The 21,824-nt window shown below is 56.7% G+C and carries 15 protein-coding genes, 3 tRNA genes and 2 rRNA genes; 12 read left to right on the forward strand and 8 right to left on the reverse strand.

The window, feature by feature from the left end; all coding sequences use genetic code 11:
* Window positions 1–63: 63 nt before the first annotated feature.
* Window positions 64–1,743 carry an ABC transporter permease gene (locus tag PH5382_RS03625; RefSeq protein ID WP_058332975.1) on the forward strand — a complete coding sequence of 560 codons (1,680 nt, stop codon included), beginning with the start codon at window positions 64–66 and terminating at the stop codon, window positions 1,741–1,743.
* Window positions 1,744–1,775: 32 nt separating this feature from the next.
* Here PH5382_RS03625 and PH5382_RS03630 read toward each other — a convergent pair whose 3' ends face one another.
* The 5 genes from PH5382_RS03630 to PH5382_RS03650 form a co-directional block, all read right to left on the reverse strand.
* A complete protein-coding gene (locus PH5382_RS03630) occupies window positions 1,776–2,636 on the reverse strand; it encodes a CobW family GTP-binding protein (protein ID WP_058333023.1) in 861 nt (286 codons plus the stop codon).
* A 126-nt stretch (window positions 2,637–2,762) separates the two neighbouring features.
* Window positions 2,763–3,296 carry a GNAT family N-acetyltransferase gene (locus PH5382_RS03635; RefSeq protein WP_058332976.1) on the reverse strand — a complete coding sequence of 178 codons (534 nt, stop codon included), beginning with the start codon at window positions 3,294–3,296 and terminating at the stop codon, window positions 2,763–2,765.
* A 167-nt stretch (window positions 3,297–3,463) separates the two neighbouring features.
* The gene (locus PH5382_RS03640) at window positions 3,464–4,480 is read right to left on the reverse strand and encodes an extracellular solute-binding protein (protein WP_058332977.1); all 1,017 of its coding nucleotides are present in this window, start codon (window positions 4,478–4,480) and stop codon (window positions 3,464–3,466) included.
* Window positions 4,481–4,865: 385 nt separating this feature from the next.
* The gene (gene ykgO / locus PH5382_RS03645; RefSeq protein WP_058332978.1) at window positions 4,866–4,991 is read right to left on the reverse strand and encodes a type B 50S ribosomal protein L36; all 126 of its coding nucleotides are present in this window, start codon (window positions 4,989–4,991) and stop codon (window positions 4,866–4,868) included.
* A gap of 81 nt (window positions 4,992–5,072) precedes the next feature.
* Window positions 5,073–5,147, reverse strand: a tRNA-Val gene (locus tag PH5382_RS03650).
* Window positions 5,148–5,305: 158 nt separating this feature from the next.
* Between PH5382_RS03650 and PH5382_RS03655 the strand changes: the two genes are divergently transcribed.
* Complete coding sequence (locus PH5382_RS03655) at window positions 5,306–6,166, forward strand: N-formylglutamate amidohydrolase (protein WP_058332979.1); 861 nt, start codon at window positions 5,306–5,308, stop codon at window positions 6,164–6,166.
* A 22-nt stretch (window positions 6,167–6,188) separates the two neighbouring features.
* Here PH5382_RS03655 and PH5382_RS03660 read toward each other — a convergent pair whose 3' ends face one another.
* A complete protein-coding gene (locus PH5382_RS03660) occupies window positions 6,189–7,454 on the reverse strand; it encodes a DNA polymerase IV (protein ID WP_082645552.1) in 1,266 nt (421 codons plus the stop codon).
* 99 nt (window positions 7,455–7,553) lie between these two features.
* Here PH5382_RS03660 and PH5382_RS03665 point away from each other — a divergent pair, with 99 nt between their 5' ends.
* A complete protein-coding gene (locus PH5382_RS03665; protein ID WP_058332981.1) occupies window positions 7,554–7,961 on the forward strand; it encodes an NUDIX hydrolase in 408 nt (135 codons plus the stop codon).
* Between the two features lie 526 nt (window positions 7,962–8,487).
* Here PH5382_RS03665 and pyrF read toward each other — a convergent pair.
* Complete coding sequence (gene pyrF / locus PH5382_RS03670; protein ID WP_058332982.1) at window positions 8,488–9,195, reverse strand: orotidine-5'-phosphate decarboxylase; 708 nt, start codon at window positions 9,193–9,195, stop codon at window positions 8,488–8,490.
* A 249-nt stretch (window positions 9,196–9,444) separates the two neighbouring features.
* Here pyrF and clpB point away from each other — a divergent pair, with 249 nt between their 5' ends.
* Together clpB and PH5382_RS03680 are read left to right on the forward strand one after the other, a co-directional pair.
* Window positions 9,445–12,063, forward strand: a complete 2,619-nt coding sequence (gene clpB / locus PH5382_RS03675) for an ATP-dependent chaperone ClpB (RefSeq protein WP_058332983.1) — start codon at window positions 9,445–9,447, stop codon at window positions 12,061–12,063.
* Window positions 12,064–12,267: 204 nt separating this feature from the next.
* Window positions 12,268–12,711: a translation initiation factor 2 gene (locus tag PH5382_RS03680; RefSeq protein ID WP_197409987.1), complete on the forward strand. Its 444-nt coding sequence runs from the start codon at window positions 12,268–12,270 to the stop codon at window positions 12,709–12,711.
* Between the two features lie 179 nt (window positions 12,712–12,890).
* Here PH5382_RS03680 and PH5382_RS03685 read toward each other — a convergent pair whose 3' ends face one another.
* Complete coding sequence (locus PH5382_RS03685) at window positions 12,891–13,340, reverse strand: DUF302 domain-containing protein (protein WP_058332984.1); 450 nt, start codon at window positions 13,338–13,340, stop codon at window positions 12,891–12,893.
* A 118-nt stretch (window positions 13,341–13,458) separates the two neighbouring features.
* Between PH5382_RS03685 and PH5382_RS03690 the strand changes: the two genes are divergently transcribed.
* The 7 genes from PH5382_RS03690 to PH5382_RS03720 all read left to right on the forward strand — a co-directional run.
* Window positions 13,459–14,949, forward strand: a complete 1,491-nt coding sequence (locus tag PH5382_RS03690; protein WP_058332985.1) for an FMN-binding glutamate synthase family protein — start codon at window positions 13,459–13,461, stop codon at window positions 14,947–14,949.
* A gap of 72 nt (window positions 14,950–15,021) precedes the next feature.
* Window positions 15,022–15,933, forward strand: coding sequence for a protein-methionine-sulfoxide reductase catalytic subunit MsrP (gene msrP, locus PH5382_RS03695; RefSeq protein WP_058332986.1), 912 nt, complete (start codon window positions 15,022–15,024; stop codon window positions 15,931–15,933).
* A gap of 303 nt (window positions 15,934–16,236) precedes the next feature.
* Window positions 16,237–16,833 (forward strand): protein-methionine-sulfoxide reductase heme-binding subunit MsrQ, encoded by a 597-nt coding sequence (gene msrQ, locus PH5382_RS03700; RefSeq protein WP_156414830.1) that lies wholly within the window; start codon window positions 16,237–16,239, stop codon window positions 16,831–16,833.
* Window positions 16,834–17,546: 713 nt separating this feature from the next.
* Window positions 17,547–19,010: ribosomal RNA gene (locus tag PH5382_RS03705) — 16S ribosomal RNA — on the forward strand.
* 167 nt (window positions 19,011–19,177) lie between these two features.
* Window positions 19,178–19,253 (forward strand) — tRNA-Ala (locus PH5382_RS03710).
* A 63-nt stretch (window positions 19,254–19,316) separates the two neighbouring features.
* A tRNA-Ile gene (locus PH5382_RS03715) sits at window positions 19,317–19,393 on the forward strand.
* Between the two features lie 523 nt (window positions 19,394–19,916).
* Window positions 19,917–21,824, forward strand: a 23S ribosomal RNA gene (locus PH5382_RS03720); the annotation flags it as partial.

The raw sequence follows: 21,824 nt of genomic DNA on the forward strand, positions 1-21,824 counted from the left end.
TTTCCTGCTGGAGTTTCTGACCAAAATGATCGAAATAGGGTGAAACAGCCAAGAGCAGAACCGATGACAACCGCCTGCGATACTAAAGTTACCGCTCCGAATGGAAGCCGCCGTGGGCGTCATTCCAACTCTCGGGCCTTTGCCATGCTGGCCTGGGCCGTGGCCCTCGCCTGCATCCTGCCCATGGTGGCGGTGGCTCTGGCAGCTCTGACCGGCGGGTTTGAAACCATCACACATCTGACTGAGACGGTGCTTCCCCGCTATGCGCTGACCACCGCAGGCCTGGTGGCGCTGGTTTCGGTCGGGACGTTTTCCATTGGGGTGGGGGCGGCCTGGCTGGTTACCATGACACGGTTTCCCGGGGTGCGTTTCTTTGAGATCGCCCTGATTCTGCCGCTGGCCTTTCCGGCCTATGTTCTGGCCTATGCCTATACCTTTGTATTGGATCATCCTGGTATCGTGCAAAGCACCCTGCGTGATGTCACCGGCTGGGGGCCAAGGGACTACTGGTTTCCGGAAATTCGCTCCATGGGTGGTGCTTCAGTGATGCTGGTGCTGGTGCTTTATCCCTATGTCTATCTTCTGGCGCGTGCAGCATTTCTGCAGCAAAGCGGTGGTGCCTTTCTGGCGGCGCGGGCCCTGGGCAAAAGTGCCTTTGCCGCGTTTTGGCGGGTGAGTCTGCCGATGGCGCGACCGGCCATTGCCTCAGGGGTGTTGCTGGCCGTGATGGAAACCATCGCTGACTTCGGCACCGTTTCCTATTTTGGGGTGCAGACCTTTGCGACAGGCATCTACACCAGCTGGTTCTCCCTGGCAGACCGGGCTGGAGCGGCGCAGCTGGCCCTGTGTCTGTTGTCTTTTGCCCTGATGCTGGCCGTGGTCGAACGCTCCACCCGCGGCAAGGCACGCTATCATCAGGCAGGCAAACAGCATATGGCAATGCCGCCTGCGGACCTGAAAGGGATGCATGCGGTAGGGGCCTGGGTACTATGTGCCTTGCCGGTCTGTTTTGGCTTTTTGCTGCCGGTCTTCATTCTGTTCAACATGGGGCTGCAATCCGAACAGGATCTGCTGAGCCGCCGGTATATTGGCTTTTTGCAGAACTCTCTGGTACTGGCGACTTCGGCGGCAATCATCACGGTGATGGCCGCGATCTGTCTGGGTTTTTATCAGCGACTACGACCTGGGGCGCCTTCGGCGACGGCGGCCTATATGTCCCGTTTGGGCTATGCGGTGCCTGGCGGGGTGATTGCGGTAGGGCTGATGGTGCCCTTTGCAGCACTGGACAATGCCTTTGACGCCTGGATGCGTGCCAATTTTGAGATTCGCACGGGGCTGCTGATTACTGGTTCGATCTGGCTGCTGGTGGCAGCCTATATGGTGCGCTTTCTGGCGGCGGCCCTCGGCGCCTATGAGAGCGGGCAGTCCACGGTACATGCCAATATGGATGCTGCTGCGCGCTCGTTGGGGCAGGGGCCTTTGGGGATGCTGCGCCGGGTGCATCTGCCGATGTTGACACCCAGTCTGCTGACGGCCCTGTTGATCGTTTTTGTCGATGTCATGAAAGAGCTTCCGGCCACTCTGATCATGCGCCCTTTCAACTATGACACCCTTGCGGTTCAGGCTTATCGGCTTGCCTCGGACGAACGGCTAGAGGGCGCGGCTGTGCCCTCGCTGGTGATAATGGCAGTGGGCCTTTTGCCAGTTATCCTGATTTGTCGTCAGGTGGGACGCCGCAGCTGACGGAACTGAATCACTGAACCGGGACGACTGGGTCAGCTTTCCCACCAGGCCTCGATCTCTGCGCGGCTGATCTGATCCGCCGGTCCCAGCGCCACAAGCTGCGTTTCGGTGGCATCGCAGCGTTTGGCCTCGACGTGCTGCCCGACGATGTGCAGCTCATAGCCGCCGCCGCTGGTCAGAACAAATCCCTTCATCCGGTATAGCCCCGTAGGCCGTGCTGATAGCTTGTCTCCCAGGGCCCGCCGATCAACAGGTATCGAACTCTGGCATTGCCAGGTGGAAAAGGCGGGATGGGCAACCGCCCTGTGCCCCTGAGGGAGCGGCATCACATCAAACAACAGATCGGCCAGTGGCTCCTTACCCAGCAGGCGCAGTCCACGTGCGCCGATCTCGCCGAGTTGGCTGCGCAGGGCCGACGAAATGTCGTCTGCCTTGGTGACGAGTACCAGATCGGCACAGGAGATCTGCTGGCGTATCAGATCCGCCACGGCTGCGTCGGCCAGCAGGTCCGGGGTATTCTGCGCATCCACCAGCGAGACGATACCGCCATAGCTGAGCTCGGGGATGCTTTGGACGGTTTTGGCGATGGCAGCCGGGTCAGACACCCCACTGGCTTCGATCAGCAGATGATCCGGCCGATCCGCCGCAATCACAATGCGACGGAGGGCCATTTGCAGGTCCTGATCCATGCTACAACAGACGCAGCCGTTGGTGAGCGCCAAGGTGTCGCCGTCTTCGGCTTTGATCAGGGCGTCATCTATATTCACTGCGCCGAAATCATTGACGATCACCATCAGGCGAAGCCCGTGACCCTCGGCCAGAAGTCGGTTGATCAGGGTAGTTTTTCCAGCCCCAAGATAGCCGCTGAGAATGGTGACGGGGAGGCGGCTCATTGCGGCCTGCCCAATAGCCACGCGGTGTCCTTTTCGCGCATTTTGTTCTCCTGCCGATGATGCCTAACTGGAGTGAGCTATAGGGGCAGAGGTTACGGCGGTCCAGTCGGCTAAGGGAGGGTTTTGTTAGGGCAGGGTCTTGTAGAGATAGGTCGTTGACTCAAACGCCTCGCCATTGGGGTGCAGGCAGAAACCGGGAACGGATCCGGCAACCCTATAGTCAAGGCTTTCGTACAGATGCTGTGACGGATCCCCGGACCGGGTGTCGAGCAGCAAAAGTCGCTTTTGCAGGCGGCAGGCCTCGGCTTCCAGTGCAGTCATCAGGGCGCGACCGATGCCTGCTCGGCGGGCTTGTGGGTGCACCAGCAGCTTGCCCACATCCGCGCGGTGCGGCTGATTTGCGGGCATCGCTGGCCGTAGTTGCACCGTGCCGACAAGGGTACCTCTCTGAAAGGCGCCAAAGAGCAAGGCCTCGCCCCGCTGGACGGCAGGAAAGACCTGGCCCTGCCAAAAACTGGCGGCTGCGTCCTGATCAAAGGGCAGGATGAAACCGACACTGGCACCGGCCTGCACGCAGCAGGTCAGAATATCGCTCAGCGCCAACAGATGGTGGCCCAGATCATCAGCCGCCAGAAGGCGGATCGCCGGAGTAGAAGTCATGTTGGGGACCTGCCAATAAAGATGAGAGAGATTGGATCAGAAGCACTGTACTCAAGCTTCTGGGGTGAGGATTTCGTGCCCGGCTGCATTTGGCAAGATTGCAACGCGAAAAGGCGCGGGAAACCCCGCGCCTTGCCTGAAATTTCAGCATGTCAGTGGGTGTGGAGTTATTCCCAGCCCGCCTCGTTGAAGATTTTCTGTGCCACGGGGATGTTCTTTGCCACGTCCGACAGGTTTACATCATCGGGCTTGAAGTGACCCAGAGCGGCGATGCTTGGGGCCAGGCCAACGCCGGGAACGGCTGGGAATTCATCATTGCCGGCCGAGAAATACTGCTGGGCCTGCTCGGAGGCGAGGTACTCTAGGAATTTCACCGCATTGTCACGGTTTGGCGCATGGGCGGCAATGCCCGCACCCGACAGATTCATATGGGCGCCTTCGGCGTCCTGCGAGGGGAAGATCCAGCCAATCATGTCACGCTCTGCCGACAGACCTTTGACCTCTTTGCGGATTGAACGGGCAAAATAGTAGCTGTTGGCGACCGAGATTTCGCATTCGCCGGAAATGATGCCGCGCAGTTGGTCGGTGTCGCCACCCTGTGGCGCGCGGGCCATGTTGGCAACTACGCCATCGGCCCAGTCCTTGGCGACGTCGGCGCCATGGTGGGTCACGATCGAGGCCAGCAGTGTCTGGTTGTAGGTATTGCTCGAGGAGCGGATGCAGATCATGCCTTTGTAGGCGGGATCAGCGAGGTCCAGATATGTGCGGGGTGGGTTTGCCACCTCTGCCTTGTCAAAAAAGATGATGCGAGCACGCTGGGAAAATCCGAACCACTGGTTGTCTGCATCTTGCAGGTAGCCAGGAATGCTGGCTTCGAGAACAGCGCTGTCGGTGCTTTGCAGGATGCCTGCGTCTTTAGCGCGGGCCAAGCGAGAGGTGTCGACAGTCAGCAGGATATCGGCGGGCGAGTTGGCGCCCTCGGCGGACATGCGGGCGATCAGCTCATCCGCTTTGCCTTCGATGCGATTGATGGTGATGCCAGTGGCCTCTTCGAAATCCGAATAGAGACGCTCGTCGGTGTCATAGTGGCGTGACGAATAGAGGTTCAGCTCACCCTCGGCAGCAGCAGAGGTTGCGACTGTGGCGACAAGCGCGCCGGCGAGGATGGTGGTGGCTTTCAACATATCGATTCCGATCTAGAATGTGACGTGCGGAGTGTCCGACTGATTTAGTCAATTATAGAAAGAATCACCGGATGGGAATAGTAACTGACAAAAATAATCAGAAAAAACCATCTACCCAATGCGCACTGTCTGATCGGACAGATCCTGTGTAGATCAGGTCAGGACAGGACAGGTCAGGATGGAAGGGGGAGCCAGAACCACGTAGAGAGCCAGACTGAGAGCCAGATTGGGGGCCGGACTGAAGGCTAGGTAAGGCCGCAGGGCACAGGCCGTCTGAGGGAACGGGGCTGGTGCAGTGGAATACTGTTCTGTCAAACATGGAGATCAAACACAAAAAAACCGCATCCTAGGATGCGGTTCTTCCGATTAGAGCGAGATCTTAGTCTCAGCCCTGGCGCGCTTTAAAGCGAGGCTGTGTCTTGTTGATAACATAGACGCGGCCCTTGCGACGCACAACGCGGCAATCACGGTGCCGGTTCTTGAGCGAGCGGAGCGAGTTCTTGACTTTCATAGCCATTCTCCTGTTCTGCGGCGCGAACCAGCGCCTGGGTTTGCGGGTGCTCCAGTCTGACGACCAGAGCGAGTGAATTCATGGTGGGCACTACAAGGTTCGAACTTGTGACCCCTTCGATGTCAACGAAGTGCTCTACCGCTGAGCTAAGCGCCCATGAAACCCTTGCGACCTCTTGCCCCAGAAACGAATGGGGCGCGGAGAGCCGCGCCGGTGAAGGGGTCTATAATCAGAGTCGCGAAGGGGTGCAAGAGCTTTTGACCAGAGAATTTTCGCTCTATGGTGATTTCAGGAAACCAAGGGCAAAACTACCCATGTCACAGCGTGCATTTTCCATCGTTTCACCACAAGAGCTGACATCGGCCGTGGTTTTTGCCTCGCCACATAGCGGATCTGACTATGATTCCGCCTTTCTGCAAGCTTCGATTCTGGACGGGCAGCAGATTCGCAGTTCCGAAGACGCCTTTGTCGATCAATTGTTTGCCGAGGCTCCGAAATTTGGTGCCCCTTTGCTGGCGGCGGTAAAGCCACGTGCCTATCTTGATCTCAACCGCGCGCCCGAGGAGCTTGACCCGGCCCTGATTGAAGGGGTCGCACGTCGGGGAGTAAATCCACGGGTTGCTTCTGGGCTCGGGGTGATTCCAAGGGTTGTGGCTAACGCGCGGGCAATCTATCGGGGGAAGTTGTCCCAAAGTGAGGTGGATCACCGGATCACGCGGTACTGGCACCCCTATCATCAAGCCTTGCAGGAGCTGTTGCAGCAGGCGCAGGTCCGCTTTGGCCAATCGGTGCTGATTGATTGCCATTCGATGCCGCACGAAGCGGTGGCGTCCATGCCCGCCCGTCCGGGGCTGCCGCCCGAGGTGGTTCTTGGCGATCGTTTCGGATCTTCGGCCAGCGCCGGGGTAATGGATCGGGTCGAGGCGGCGTTTGTCCGATCCGGGTTGCGGGTGGTGCGCAACGCTCCCTTTGCGGGGGCCTATATCACCCAGTCCTATGGTCGTCCCTCGCGCCGCCAACATGCCATCCAGGTCGAAATCGACCGCGCACTGTATATGGATGAGAAGACCGTGCGCCCAAATGCCGATTTTGACAGGGTCAAAGCGCTGCTGAGCGGGGTGGCCGCGGAAATATCCAGAATCAGACAGGACGAACTGCCAGTTGCCGCAGAATAAGGGATAACCTGCTTGGCGGTAGCTAACGCAGGGCGCGACCTTTCAGGATAGCCCCATCACCGAACTTTTTGCGGATCGCATCGGTGGCGCGTTCCGCCTGTGCCCGTTGCCCCGCTTGTGGGTCGAGCAGATCACCGCTGGTATCGGCCTGGTCTTCCGGCACCAGATCAGAGATCCCGCAGCCCAGCAGCCGATAGGCTCCCTGATCTCCGACCTGATCCAGCAGGGCGCGCGCCTGACGGTAGATTGTATCGGCAAGCTGGGTAGGGCTATAAAGCGAGATCCGCCGGGTGAGAGCCGAATGATTGGCCCGTTTCAATTTCAGCGTGACCACCCGCCCGGCCATGGATTTTGCCTTGGCGCGATCAGAGACCTGTTCTGCCAGCCGCCATAGGTGACCGTCCAATACCGCAAGATTTGCGGTGTCTTCCATGAAAGTGGTTTCTTTCGAGATGGATTTGACCGGTGCATTGGCCGAAACGCGGCGGCGGTCCTGGCCCCGGGCCAGATGCCACAGGCGGTCCCCCATGCCACCGAAGCGCTGATTGAGATCGCGGCGATCCCAGCGTAGCAGGTCGGCAAAGGTGCGGATCCCGGCCTTTTCTAGCGAGGCCTGCGCGGCAGGGCCAATACCCCAGATCAGCCGCACCGGTTTTTCGCGCAGAAAATCATCCGTTTCGGCCTTGCCGATGACCGAAAAACCGCGCGGCTTGTCCAGATCCGAGGCGACCTTGGCCAGAAACTTGTTGTGCGACAGTCCGATGGAGCCGGTGATGCCGTGCTCATCCTTCATGCGCTTTACCAGTCGGGCCAGCATCACCGCCGGCGGTCGACCATGCAGTTTTTCGGTGCCTGACAGATCCATGAAGGCTTCATCCAGCGACAGGGGTTCAACCTCGGGGGTGAGTTCATCCATCAGAGCCCGCACCGCCCGACTGACTTCGACATAGACCGACATACGCGGTTTTATCACCACCGCATCAGGGCAGAGTTTCAGCGCCTGAAACATGGGCATGGCGGAACGCACGCCGCGAATGCGCGCAATATAACAGGCGGTTGAGACCACACCGCGTTTGCCGCCCCCGATGATCACGGGCTTGCTGGCGAGTTCGGGATTGTCTCGTTTTTCAACGCTGGCATAAAAGGCATCGCAGTCCATATGGGCAATCGTCAGCGAGAAAAGTTCGGCATGCTGCTTGATCCGCGGGCTGCCACAATGGGGGCAGCGCCGTTGCGGCGGGATTTGGGACAGGCATTCTCGACAAAGGGCTTGGCAAAGGGCTTGCATGGGGCGCTGGGGGCTATATCTGTTTGCGAAGGGTGAGCCGCATTTTATCGGCCTCCCCGACGATTGTCTCTAGAGGAAGCCCGTTTCGGGGTGCTGAATATGGAATTTTCCGGCGCAAAGCTCGCTCTGTTTCTGGGCCCTGACCTGCTGGTCATCAAACGCGATAACAAGCCGGATATTCCCTACCCTGGATATTGGGATCTACCGGGTGGGGGCCGTGAGGGCTGCGAAAGCCCGCAGGATTGTGCGCTGCGCGAAACCTTTGAAGAGGTCGGGCTGGATCTGTCTGAAACGGATCTGAGCTGGTCGGAGAGCTACCAGCGTGCGCGCGGAACTGTCTGGTTCTTTGTCAGCCATCAACCGGCGGATCTGGTGCGTAGGGTTGCGTTGGGATCCGAAGGCCAATGTTGGCGCCTGATGGACCCGCATGCCTATTGCCGCGATGCACTGGCTGTGCCGCATTTTGCAGAGCATCTGCGCGGGTATCTGCGGCATGCAGGCCTATAGCTGGCCGGATGATGGGCCTGCCTCTTATAGGCGCGGGTGTTCTCGGCGGGTGTTCTCGCAGGGGAATGACTGGAAAAGCAGGTCTTGGGGAAAAAAAAACCCCCGCATTTCATCGGGGGCCAGGAGACGAACCTCAGGAAGAGGAGTTCGTCAGGGGAGGGTCTCTGTTGTAGAATCCCCTACTGAGAGCCTATTGGCAAAGAACCCCGCAGCAGAATGTGTCGCCATGCGCCGATCTGTGGCTTTCCTACCACGGGACAATTTGGCACAGAAAAGCAGCCCCCACCGAGATTTATGCCTGAATTCATGACGTTGACGTTAGGGAAGCTTCGGGCGCAGCGAATCGTTTGCGTATACGAACGTATTCAACCCAAGTTTTTATTGTGATGAAAATTTGTGCAAATAGCCCTGAAGGCTGGTCTGATTTGCCCGCAGACCCGGCAAATGGCCAATTTCAGCGGCCATCGCTGGGTTGTTTGTATCCTGTTTCGCCGGTTTGGTTCGGCATAGGAAATGAAACGGGGGGCTAGATGGATTTCAGTTCATCCAGAATGGCAAGGGCTGCGGCGCGGGGGGTTTCCGCCTGCCAGATCGGGCGACCGACAACAATATGGTCTGCCCCATCCGCAATCGCCGATCCGGGTGTCGCCACGCGTTTCTGATCACCCAAGGCTGCACCGGCGGGACGCACGCCAGGGGTCACAATCAGTTTTCCAGCCGCTTCGGGCAGGGCGCGGATCAAGGCGGCCTCCTGTGGGCTGGCGATGACACCATCAGCCCCAGCGGCAAAGGCATTGCCTGCACGTTCCTGCACCAAATCAGGGATCTCGCCGGGTTTGATCAGCGCGCCATCCAGATCTGCCCGATCCAGCGAGGTGAGGATGGTGACCGCGAGGATCTTCATGTCCTTACCGGCAGCACCTTCCTTGGCGGCCTGCACCACATAGGGGTCGCCGTGTACGGTGAGAAAATCGAGATCGAACTGCGCCAGACCGCGCACGGCGGCCTCAACAGTGGCGCCAATGTCAAAGAGCTTCATGTCCAGAAAGATGCGTTTGCCCTGTTCCTGCTTCAGCTCATTGGCCAGCGCCAACCCGCCCCCGGTCAGCATGCCGAGACCGATCTTGTAAAAAGACACCGCATCGCCCAGCTGTTCGGCCAGTTTCAAACCCGCAAGGGCGTCTGGGACATCCATGGCAACAATCAGGCGGTCGTCGGCTGTGGTCTGGGACATGGGATATCTCCGGAATCTGGGCTGTGAGGGATGGCGCTTTCCTACTGCGCTCCAGAATGCGGGGAAAGCCCAAAAAATAATTTCTACAGTCCGGAATTTGACAAAAATCAGGGAATTGGCAGCAATTTGGCGGCACAAACACCTTGAAGAGGCAGAAAGACCTCCCAAATTGGATGTGAGGCCCGAGCCGGGGCGTGCCGCAAAGCGGGCGCCATCCAAGATTTTGGGCGCTTGTAAAAGGAGATAGATATGGACTTGAACAAGTTCACCGAGCGGGCACGTGGTTTTGTGCAAGCAGCGCAGACTATTGCCATGCGCGAAGAGCATCAGCGGATGATGCCGGAACACCTTCTCAAAGCATTGATGGACGACGATCAGGGGCTGGCCAGCAATCTGATTGGAAAATCTGGCGGCGATGCAGCCCGCGTGGTTGAGGCCGTGGAGGCCTCTGTCGCCAAATTGCCAAAGGTCAGTGGTGACACCGGGCAGGTCTACCTGGATGGTCAGACCGCCAAGGTGCTGGATGAGGCCACCAAAATTGCCGAAAAAGCAGGTGACAGCTTTGTCCCGGTAGAGCGGGTGCTGATGGCGCTGTGCATGGTGAAATCCAAGGCCAAGGACGCACTGGATGCAGGCGATGTCTCAGCGCAGAAACTGAATGAAGCGATCAATGACATTCGCAAGGGCCGCACCGCTGATACAGCGACCGCCGAAGAAGGCTATGATGCGCTGAAGAAATACGCCCGCGACCTCACCGAGGCTGCGCGCGAAGGTAAGATCGACCCTATTATTGGCCGCGACGAGGAAATCCGTCGCGCCATGCAGGTTCTGTCGCGCCGTACCAAGAATAACCCGGTTCTGATTGGTGAGCCTGGCGTGGGTAAAACTGCGATTGCCGAGGGCATGGCCCTGCGCATTGTCAATGGTGATGTGCCTGAGAGCCTGCGCGACAAGCAGCTTCTGTCGCTGGACATGGGTGCGCTGATCGCCGGTGCCAAATATCGCGGCGAATTCGAAGAGCGCCTGAAAGCGGTTCTGACCGAAGTCACGGAGGCCGCTGGTGAGATCATCCTCTTTATTGATGAGATGCACACGCTGGTGGGCGCGGGTAAATCAGACGGTGCTATGGATGCGGCCAATCTGATCAAGCCTGCTCTGGCGCGGGGTGAATTGCACTGTATTGGTGCGACCACGCTGGATGAATATCGCAAGTATGTCGAAAAAGACGCGGCCTTGGCCCGGCGTTTCCAGCCCGTTGTGGTGCAGGAGCCCACGGTCGAGGACACCATCTCGATCCTGCGCGGCATCAAGGAAAAGTACGAGCTGCACCACGGTGTGCGTATCGCGGATGCCGCTTTGGTTTCTGCGGCGACACTATCCAACCGCTATATCACCGACCGCTTTTTGCCGGATAAGGCCATTGATCTGATGGACGAGGCGGCCAGCCGTCTGCGCATGCAGGTGGACAGCAAACCCGAAGAGCTGGACGCGCTGGACCGCCAGATTCTGCAGATGCAGATCGAAGAGGAAGCGCTTAAGGTCGAGGATGATGCGGCGTCGCGGGATCGTCTGGATGTGTTGCAAAAAGAATTGTCTGATCTGCAGGAGCAATCCTCGGAAATGACGGCGCAGTGGCAGGCCGAGCGTGACAAGCTGGCGGGGGCCCGTGATCTGAAGGAGCAGTTGGACAAGGCTCGCGCCGAGCTGGAGATCGCCAAGCGCGAAGCCAATCTGGCCCGCGCCGGTGAGCTGTCCTATGGCGTTATTCCGGATCTTGAAAAGCAGCTGGGCGAAGCCGAGGCGCGCGAAGAGCAGGGCGTGATGGTCGAAGAGGCCGTCCGTCCTGAGCAGATCGCCGGAGTAGTGGAACGCTGGACCGGTATTCCGACCTCTCGTATGCTGGAAGGCGAGCGCGAAAAACTGCTGCGCATGGAGGATGAGCTGCATTCCCGTGTGATTGGCCAGGACGCGCCGGTGACGGCAGTGGCCAATGCGGTGCGGCGTGCCCGGGCAGGTCTCAACGATGAAAACCGCCCGCTTGGGTCTTTCTTGTTCCTCGGGCCAACCGGTGTTGGTAAAACCGAACTGACCAAGGCCGTGGCGAATTTCCTCTTTGATGATGACAACGCCATGGTGCGTATCGATATGTCGGAGTTCATGGAGAAACACGCAGTAGCCCGTCTGATCGGTGCGCCTCCGGGCTATGTCGGCTATGAAGAAGGCGGTGTGCTGACCGAAGCCGTGCGGCGCCGTCCCTATCAGGTGGTCCTGTTCGACGAAGTCGAAAAGGCGCACCCGGATGTCTTCAACGTGCTGTTGCAGGTGCTGGATGACGGTATGCTGACCGATGGACAGGGCCGTACTGTGGACTTCAAACAGACGCTGATCATTCTGACCTCAAATCTCGGTGCGCAGGCGCTCAGCCAGCTGCCCGAAGGGGCGGATGCTGCAGATGCCAAACGCGACGTGATGGATGCGGTGCGGGCGCACTTCCGCCCGGAATTTCTTAACCGTCTGGATGAGACCATCATCTTTGATCGTCTGGCGCGCCAGGATATGGATGGTATCGTCGATATCCAGCTGGCACGTCTGGCCAAGCGTTTGTCTGATCGCAAGATCACGCTGATCCTGGATGAGGGGGCCAAAACTTGGCTGGCCGATGAAGGCTACGACCCAGTCTTTGGTGCGCGGCCTCTGAAACGAGTGATCCAGCGTGCACTGCAGAACCCCTTGGCGGAACTGCTGCTCAGTGGTGATATCAAGGATGGCGATACGGTGCCGGTTTCTGCAGGCAGTGATGGGTTGATCATTGGCGATCGTCTTGGCACTACCGAGCGTCCAAAACCGGATGATGCCGTGGTGCACTGATGTTCACAGCCAGTTATTGCTGAGTTGGACAAAGCTAAGGCCTGCCCCAGTGGCGGGCCTTTTCCTTTGGGCAGGACCGTGCTTTGAGCTTTTATTGCCAATTGAATTGGCCGTATTCATGTTGGCGTTGCGTTCATATTGACAGGCTGTCTCGCTCAGCTTTAGGGGATTATCCAGAATGGACTAATCTTTAAGGATTTTTGAGTGAAGACTTTTGTATTGGCTGCAGCAACGGCAGCGGCACTCTCTGGTTGCGCAACAGTGACCAAAGGCACCAGCGAAGATGTGCAATTCACATCAACACCAAGCGGCCTGAAAGTGGAAACCAGCAACGGCATGCATTGCACGACGCCCTGTATCCTACGTATAGAGCGCAAGCAGAAATTTGTTGCCACGTTCAGGCAAGGCAACGCCACGCGCACCATCAATGTCTCGACACAGGTTCGCGAGACAGGCGGTGCAGCACTGGCAGGCAATATTCTGGCAGGTGGGGTGATCGGCATCGGTATCGATGCGGCAACCGGATCATCACTGGACCACATTCCGAACCCGGTTCATGCGGATTTCTCCAAGCCGCAGTCAGCGCAGATCAATGCGGCTGAATTTGTGCGCCTTGAAAATGAAAAGCGTTCAAAATCAGGAAGCTGACGTCAAAAAAAGATCCCTGGCAAAAGATCCTTGGAAAAATGTCCCTGAGACGACAAACGCTGATCGCGTCCAACTTAACAGGGATCATTTTTTCACGGCCACCTAAGGAAAAGCCCGCCGGCCCTGGCGGGCTTTCTCTGTGTTTAAGGGTCGTGTTGGCATCGCGACATGCCCAAATTCTATTCTTCGATGGCTTCTTGCACGATGCTGTCCAACAGCTCTTGAATGATTTGCATCTCACCAGCAGGGAAGCTGCGAAAACCGATGGTGACCTTGTCTTCGCTGGGGCGCTGGGCGACAAAGATGTCATAGGGACAAAAGGCGATATTCATCGGGTTTGCTTCCATCACCTGGCGCGACAGTTTGGCCGAGCAGAAGGAATAGACATCGGCTTTGTCAAACAACACCACGTCGGAGCCGATATCGCCACGGGTCCGTTCCAGCATGTCGCCCACATGGCTGACATGGTCGACCACCAAGCCGCGGTCTGTGATGGCGCTTTCCAGTCCAAAGGTCACGTCGTCATAGGCAAGTTCGCTCTGATACGAAACCATATCCTGAGCCTGTGCAGGGGCGGTGAACCCCACCATGAGGCAAAGACCCAGTGTGGCGGCGGCAATATGTTTCATCTGACTTCTCCCAATGTGATCGTCTGTGGCTTGCTCAATCCGGATATCCCCCGCAGTTTGAGGGCAAGAGACAGGCAGCGCTGGGCCACCTGTCGTATAAATATATAGGAGTTTTTGCATGGGTTTTGCGGCAAAGGCTATAGAATTCCTCGCAATCGGCTTTGTTTTTCTGCTCGGAGCCCTGGCAATGGTGGCCTTGGTGCTCTTTGTGACGGACCGGTTACAGACTCATGATGCTATTCGGCGCAACTATCCGATCCTGGGTCGGTTCCGGCACCTGTTCAGCGCGCTGGGGGAATTCTTCCGTCAGTACTTCTTTGCCATGGATCGCGAAGAGCTGCCATTCAACCGCGCGCAGCGTGAATGGGTTGGGCGCGCTGCCGAAGGTGTGGGCAACACAGTAGCTTTTGGGTCAACCAGAAACACCAGCGTTCCCGGCACGCCGATTTTCGTCAACGCGCCCTTTCCACCGCTGGACGACCAATATGCCAGCAGCGAGCCACTGGTGATTGGGGCTGGGGCGCGGGTGCCTTATCATGCGCCCTCCTTTTTCAACATCTCTGGTATGAGCTATGGTGCGCTGTCCAAGCCCGCGGTGCGCGCCCTCAGCCGCGGCGCGCGTGAGGCAGGTGTCTGGCTCAATACCGGCGAGGGTGGTCTCAGCCCCTTTCACCTTGAGGGGGGCTGTGACGTCGTGTTTCAGATTGGCACCGCCAAATATGGGGTGCGCAATCCTGAAGGTGGCATAAGTGACAAGAAGCTCTGCGAGGTGGCAGAGAACCCAACCGTGCGAATGTTTGAACTGAAGCTGTCGCAGGGTGCCAAGCCGGGCAAGGGGGGCATCCTTCCGTCAGAAAAGGTCAGCGCCGAAATCGCAGCCATTCGCGGCATCCCGGAAGGGGAGGCCAGTATTTCACCTAATCGCCATCCTGAGATCGCCAGCTTTGATGATCTGCTCGACATGATTGCCCATGTCCGGGAGGTGACGGGCAAGCCAGTGGGGATCAAAACCGTTGTCGGATCTGAGGTGGTGATGCGCGAGATGTTCATGAATATCGCGGCACGTCCTGACGATGCGCCGGATTTCATCACCATCGATGGCGGCGAAGGTGGCACCGGTGCGGCACCGATGCCGCTGATCGATCTGGTCGGCATGTCGGTGCGCGAAGCGCTGCCGCTGGTCTGCAACCTGCGCGATGAATATGGCATGCGGGATCGCATTCGCCTGATCGCCAGCGGCAAGCTGGTCAATCCCGGCGATGTCGCTTGGGCGCTGGCTGCGGGGGCGGATTTCGTCACCTCGGCGCGCGGTTTCATGTTCTCGCTCGGCTGTATTCAGGCGCTGAAATGCAATAAGAACACCTGTCCCACCGGTATCACCACGCATGATCCGCGATTCCAAAAAGGGCTGGTGGTTGAGGACAAGTACAAGCGCGTGGCGCGCTATGCCAGCGAGATCATTCACGAGGTCGAAACCATCGCGCATTCCGTCGGCGTCACGGAGCCGCGCAAGCTGCGGCGCCGCCATGTGCGTATCATGCAGGAAAACGGTCACTCGCGCCCGATGAATGAAATCATGCCAAGTTACAGTGCCGTCGCGCAGACGTGACAGGATATGTTTTGGCCTGACGCAATCGCTGGGTTAGGCCAAAGGATAACTGTTTGTATTTAGGAGACCGCCATGGCCCGCCGTTGGACCAATACCCTCACCCCTGCCGATGTGACTCCCAAGGCCACATTCATGAACCGTCGTCAGATCATGGCGGGGCTGGGGGGCATGGCCGGGCTGGCGGGAATGGGGGCGCTGCCGGGACAGGCTCAGGCCGAAACGCTTGAACCGAACTCCTGGGAAGATGTGACCACCTATTGCAACTATTATGAGTTCGGCACCGGCAAGGGCGATCCTGCGAAATATGCGGGCTCCCTCACCACCTCCCCCTGGAGCGTCAAGATCGACGGATTGGTGGATCGCCCCGGTGACTATGGTTTTCAGCAGATCCTCGGTGAGATGACCCTCGAGGAACGCATCTACCGGTTCCGCTGTGTCGAAGCCTGGTCGATGGTGGTGCCCTGGACCGGTTTCGAGTTGGCAGACCTGCTGGCGCTGGCGGGTGTGCAGACCGGGGCGAAATACGTGGCCTTTGAGACCCTGTACCGCCCTTCGGAGATGCCCGGCACTGCCTATCAAGTGCTTGACTGGCCCTACCGCGAGGGCCTGCGTCTGGATGAGGCAATGCATCCACTGACCATGATGGCCACCGGCATTTTTGGCAAAGATCTGCCCAATCAGAACGGCGCGCCGCTGCGTTTGGTGGTGCCGTGGAAATACGGTTTCAAATCGATCAAATCCGTGGTGCGCATCACCCTCACGGATGAAGAGCCGCCCACCAGCTGGAATATGGCGAATGCCCGTGAATATGGCTTCTATAGTAATGTGAATCCTGAAGTCTCGCATCCGCGCTGGAGCCAGGCCAGCGAGCGGCGTCTCGGAGGCGGGTTGTTTGCCAGCCGTCAGGATACGCTGAAGTTCAACGGCTACGAGGCTGAGGTTGCCGCCCTTTATGATGGCATGGATTTGTCGGAACACTTCTGACCCCTTGCTCTTTGGCGCAGGGATCGACGCATACCAAAGGGTCGGGGGAAACCCCGGCCCTTTGGTATTTCTACCGGGCCGCAACTATGACTGTCTTGTAGGGCAAACCTGTCAGGGGTGCCAAAGGGGCGGGGGCCAAACTGTAACACCGCTGAACTCTCGGTGATCTTGGCGCTATCGATTTGGGCGCGCACCGGTTGTGACCTATCTAAAGAGGGCACCTGTGGCCGTTCGCAATACATCCGCCCGGCAACACATGCGCAGGTGAGCACTGCCTTTGGTATGAGGACCAGACCCGCAATGATCGACTTTGTAAACCAGACGCTGCGCAGGTTCCCCGTATGGGGGATTTATCTCCTTGGCGGGATCTATCCGACCTGGTTGCTCTATAATGGTGTCACAGGTGGGTTGGGGCCAGATCCGGTCAAGGCGCTGGAACATGCCATGGGAGAGCGTGCCTTGCAGCTGATGATCCTCGGGCTTGCGGTGACGCCCTTGCGCAGGCTCCTTAGGGTGAATCTGATGAAGTTCCGCCGGGCAATCGGTGTTGTGACCTTTTCCTATGTGGTGCTGCACCTGTTGGTCTGGCTGGTGCTGGATGTTCAGATTGTCAGCCAGATCCTCGCAGATATTGCCAAACGTCCCTATATCACCATCGGCATGGCGGCCTTTATCCTGATGTTGCCCCTCGCGCTGACGTCAAACAATTGGTCGGTGCGCCGTCTTGGGCGCCGCTGGAAGCAGATACACCTTTTGGCGTACCCGGCGGTTTTGCTGGGCGGACTGCACTATGTGATGCTGGTAAAAGGCTTTCAGATAGAGCCGCTGATCTACTTGACTGTGATCTTGGCGCTGCTGTGTACGCGGCTTTCCTTTGCCCCAAAACGGGCAGCTGTCTGAGTCTGGATCGCGGTTTCCCGTTTTGGGTGTCCCAGCAGCCGTTCGATGTGAAAAGCCGTTGTACGGTCATTTTAATTTTCCATTAAGATCATGAAAATATGGGAAAAAGAGAGTATCTTCAAAAAAAGTGGCTTTTTGTGAAATTAGGTGTTGCGGCTTCTGTGAGTTAACACTAGAACCCCCTCTACCGGCAGCGACGATACGCAGCTGGGGCGCGGCGGAGACGCTGCTGACACACTGGAAAGACAGTGGAGACGCACCGGAGAGGCGGTGGGACTGGCCGGAGAGACGGTTGAGACGCTCAGGATAGACTGGGGCATTTGGAAGATTAGGCAGGCGGGCGCGCTGGGGAATTTCAGCGCACTGGTCTTGTTTTTGGCCTCTGGGTGGCACGCTCTTTGACATTGATAGATAACTGAAGAGATATGTGGGCGGTTTGGTTCATTTCGATGGATCAACGTCTGTATATCAACGCTCTTAGTAATGCCGTTGCGCTCAAGTAGCAACGCGGTAGTGCGATTATAGAGTGTCAGCTTCACTGTTTGAACGGACTTTTGTTTACTTTGGTAAACTGAAGCACAATCAAACAGATGACTTTCAGTACGTGTTCAATCCTTAGCCGGGTGAACATAGGGACCTGCCCCCAAAGGTGGTCCTGAGTATTGAAGATGTGCAGAGGTTCGAACGTCAAGGACAGCATGGCAACATGCTTTCAACTTGAGAGTTTGATCCTGGCTCAGAACGAACGCTGGCGGCAGGCTTAACACATGCAAGTCGAGCGCACTCTTCGGAGTGAGCGGCGGACGGGTTAGTAACGCGTGGGAACGTGCCCTTCTCTAAGGAATAGCCACTGGAAACGGTGAGTAATACCTTATACGCCCTTCGGGGGAAAGATTTATCGGAGAAGGATCGGCCCGCGTTAGATTAGATAGTTGGTGGGGTAACGGCCTACCAAGTCTACGATCTATAGCTGGTTTTAGAGGATGATCAGCAACACTGGGACTGAGACACGGCCCAGACTCCTACGGGAGGCAGCAGTGGGGAATCTTGGACAATGGGCGCAAGCCTGATCCAGCCATGCCGCGTGAGTGATGAAGGCCTTAGGGTCGTAAAGCTCTTTCGCCAGAGATGATAATGACAGTATCTGGTAAAGAAACCCCGGCTAACTCCGTGCCAGCAGCCGCGGTAATACGGAGGGGGTTAGCGTTGTTCGGAATTACTGGGCGTAAAGCGCACGTAGGCGGATCAGAAAGTATAGGGTGAAATCCCAGGGCTCAACCCTGGAACTGCCTTATAAACTCCTGGTCTTGAGTTCGAGAGAGGTGAGTGGAATTCCGAGTGTAGAGGTGAAATTCGTAGATATTCGGAGGAACACCAGTGGCGAAGGCGGCTCACTGGCTCGATACTGACGCTGAGGTGCGAAAGTGTGGGGAGCAAACAGGATTAGATACCCTGGTAGTCCACACCGTAAACGATGAATGCCAGACGTCAGCAAGCATGCTTGTTGGTGTCACACCTAACGGATTAAGCATTCCGCCTGGGGAGTACGGTCGCAAGATTAAAACTCAAAGGAATTGACGGGGGCCCGCACAAGCGGTGGAGCATGTGGTTTAATTCGAAGCAACGCGCAGAACCTTACCAACCCTTGACATCCTAGGACCGCCAGAGAGATTTGGCTTTCTCGCAAGAGACCTAGTGACAGGTGCTGCATGGCTGTCGTCAGCTCGTGTCGTGAGATGTTCGGTTAAGTCCGGCAACGAGCGCAACCCACATCCTTAGTTGCCAGCAGTTCGGCTGGGCACTCTAGGGAAACTGCCCGTGATAAGCGGGAGGAAGGTGTGGATGACGTCAAGTCCTCATGGCCCTTACGGGTTGGGCTACACACGTGCTACAATGGCATCTACAGTGAGTTAATCTCCAAAAGATGTCTCAGTTCGGATTGGGGTCTGCAACTCGACCCCATGAAGTCGGAATCGCTAGTAATCGCGTAACAGCATGACGCGGTGAATACGTTCCCGGGCCTTGTACACACCGCCCGTCACACCATGGGAGTTGGGTTTACCCGAAGGCCGTGCGCCAACCAGCAATGGAGGCAGCGGACCACGGTGAGCTCAGCGACTGGGGTGAAGTCGTAACAAGGTAGCCGTAGGGGAACCTGCGGCTGGATCACCTCCTTTCTAAGGATGTTCCTAGTCAGCATGAACTTGTTCATACTCGTGGAACACTTAGCAATGATCAGTAATCAAAACTGATCAACATCGGGGCATCGCAAGATGTCCTTCGGACCGAGCCGTCCTCATATCTCTTCAGACAATCGAGCCCCTAAAGATCAGGGGTTCAGCAAGGGGCCTTAGCTCAGCTGGGAGAGCGCCTGATTTGCATTCAGGAGGTCAGGAGTTCGATCCTCCTAGGCTCCACCAAGCATCGGTCACCTTGAACAACCACATTCTGATTTTTGTTTTGCCGCAGGCAAAATCAAAAACGGGTCGGTAGCTCAGGTGGTTAGAGCGCACGCCTGATAAGCGTGAGGTCGGAGGTTCAAGTCCTCCTCGACCCACCATATACAATTAGATCGTTAAGCACTGTGCGCAGTTCTTAACCGTCCAATTGGACGCATTGATATCGTAAAGAGAGAAACAATCAACAACACTGTTGATCGCCCCGAGTGTGGGGATGATCTCAGTTTGGTGCTGATCATGGGTTTTGATCTATCGTGCTTCGGCAGGGTTGATCGGAACACTTCTTGTCCTCAAGTAGCCGAATAGGCGGTAGGACATTAAGCATGTGATGCGAGCTTGTGAACACGTCTGTTTCCTCGGACGTCCATGAGTATGCCGGATTGAAACGACAGAGTTGTCCAAGTCAAGTACACTAACCCGGTTCTTATTCCGCGAGGTTTAAGAACCAATTGTATTTATGATGTTTGTTTTGCGAAGGGGCTGCGACCGACATCACAGTCTTAGTAGTGAAACGACTTTCGCATCATAAATGCGGGAAAGTAACTTTTTGGTTCAGAGATTGTGGCATCGGTTTCTTACCAGCTTCCGATGTCCTGACAGCTTAGGCTGTTTATTTCTGGATCAGATCAAGCGCGAGAAGGGCGTTTGGTGAATGCCTTGGCAGTAAGAGGCGATGAAAGACGTGATACTCTGCGATAAGTCATGGGGAGCTGAGAATAAGCTTTGATCCATGAATTTCTGAATGGGGCAACCCACCTGAAAGTTTGTTATTGTTACTTCGGTAATCAATAATGGGCTTAACCAGGTACTTTTAGACTGAATACATAGGTTTAAAAGAGCAAACCCGGGGAACTGAAACATCTAAGTACCCGGAGGAAAGGAAATCAATTGATACTCCCCTAGTAGCGGCGAGCGAACGGGGACCAGCCGAGCCTTGAGTGCGAGAAGAACATGTTGGGAAGCATGGCCATAGCGGGTGATAGCCCCGTATTCGAAGCATGATAGGACGTATTAAGTAGGGCGGAACACGTGAAATTCTGTCTGAAGATCGGAGGACCACCTTCGAAGGCTAAGTACTCCTTACTGACCGATAGTGAACCAGTACCGTGAGGGAAAGGTGAAAAGCACCCCGACGAGGGGAGTGAAACAGTACCTGAAACCGAACGCCTACAATCAGTTGGAGGGCCCTTGCGGCCTGACAGCGTACCTTTTGTATAATGGGTCATCGACTTGGTCTCACGAGCAAGCTTAAACCGTTAGGTGTAGGCGCAGCGAAAGCGAGTCTTAATAGGGCGCATGAGTTCGTGGGATCAGACCCGAAACCGAGTGATCTAGGCATGGCCAGGTTGAAGGTGCAGTAACATGCACTGGAGGACCGAACCCACATCTGTTGAAAAAGATCGGGATGAGCTGTGCCTAGGGGTGAAAGGCCAATCAAACTCGGAGATAGCTGGTTCTCTGCGAAATCTATTTAGGTAGAGCGTCATCCGAATACCCCGGGGGGTAGAGCACTGGATGGGTAATGGGGCCCCACAGGCTTACTGATCCTAACCAAACTCCGAATACCCGGGAGTACTAGATGGCAGACACACTGCGGATGCTAACGTCCGTAGTGGAGAGGGAAACAACCCTGACCTCCAGCTAAGGCCCCTAATTCATGGCTAAGTGGGAAAGCAGGTGGGATGTCCAAAACAACCAGGAAGTTGGCTTAGAAGCAGCCATCTTTTAAAGATAGCGTAACAGCTCACTGGTCTAATTAAGACGTCCTGCGGCGAAGATGTAACGGGGCTCAAGCCATGAGCCGAAGCTGAGGATGCACATAGTGCATGGTAGCAGAGCGTAGTGTGACATAGTTCCATGTCTCCTTACCTACTTCGGTAGGATTGGAGACACGGAGCTTTCGATGAAGCCGGGGCGTGAGCCATCCGGTGGAGAGATCACTAGCGAGAATGATGACATGAGTAGCGACAAAGAGTGGGAGAGACACTCTCGCCGCAAGTCCAAGGGTTAATGCTTAAAGCTAATCTGAGCAGGGGAAGCCGACCCATAAGGCGAGGCCGAAAGGAGTAGTCGATGGGAACCAGGTCAATATTCCTGGGCCATGAGGTGGCGACGGATCTCGAAGGTAGTTCATCCTTATTGGTTTGAATGGGCTGCTGAGAGGTCCCTGGAAATAGCCCCTCTATAAGATCGTACCCTAAACCGACACAGGTGGACTGGTAGAGAATACCAAGGCGCTTGAGAGAACGATGTTGAAGGAACTCGGCAAAATACCTCCGTAAGTTCGCGAGAAGGAGGCCCGGTTTCTACGCAAGTGGAAGCTGGGGGCACAAACCAGGGGGTGGCGACTGTTTATTAAAAACACAGGGCTCTGCGAAGTCGCAAGACGACGTATAGGGTCTGACGCCTGCCCGGTGCCTGAAGGTTAAAAGGAGGGGTGAGAGCTCTGAATTGAAGCCCAGGTAAACGGCGGCCGTAACTATAACGGTCCTAAGGTAGCGAAATTCCTTGTCGGGTAAGTTCCGACCTGCA

Origin of the sequence: Phaeobacter sp. CECT 5382, assembly GCF_001457775.1 — a bacterium.
In the GTDB taxonomy this organism is placed as follows: Bacteria; Pseudomonadota; Alphaproteobacteria; order Rhodobacterales; family Rhodobacteraceae; genus Pseudophaeobacter.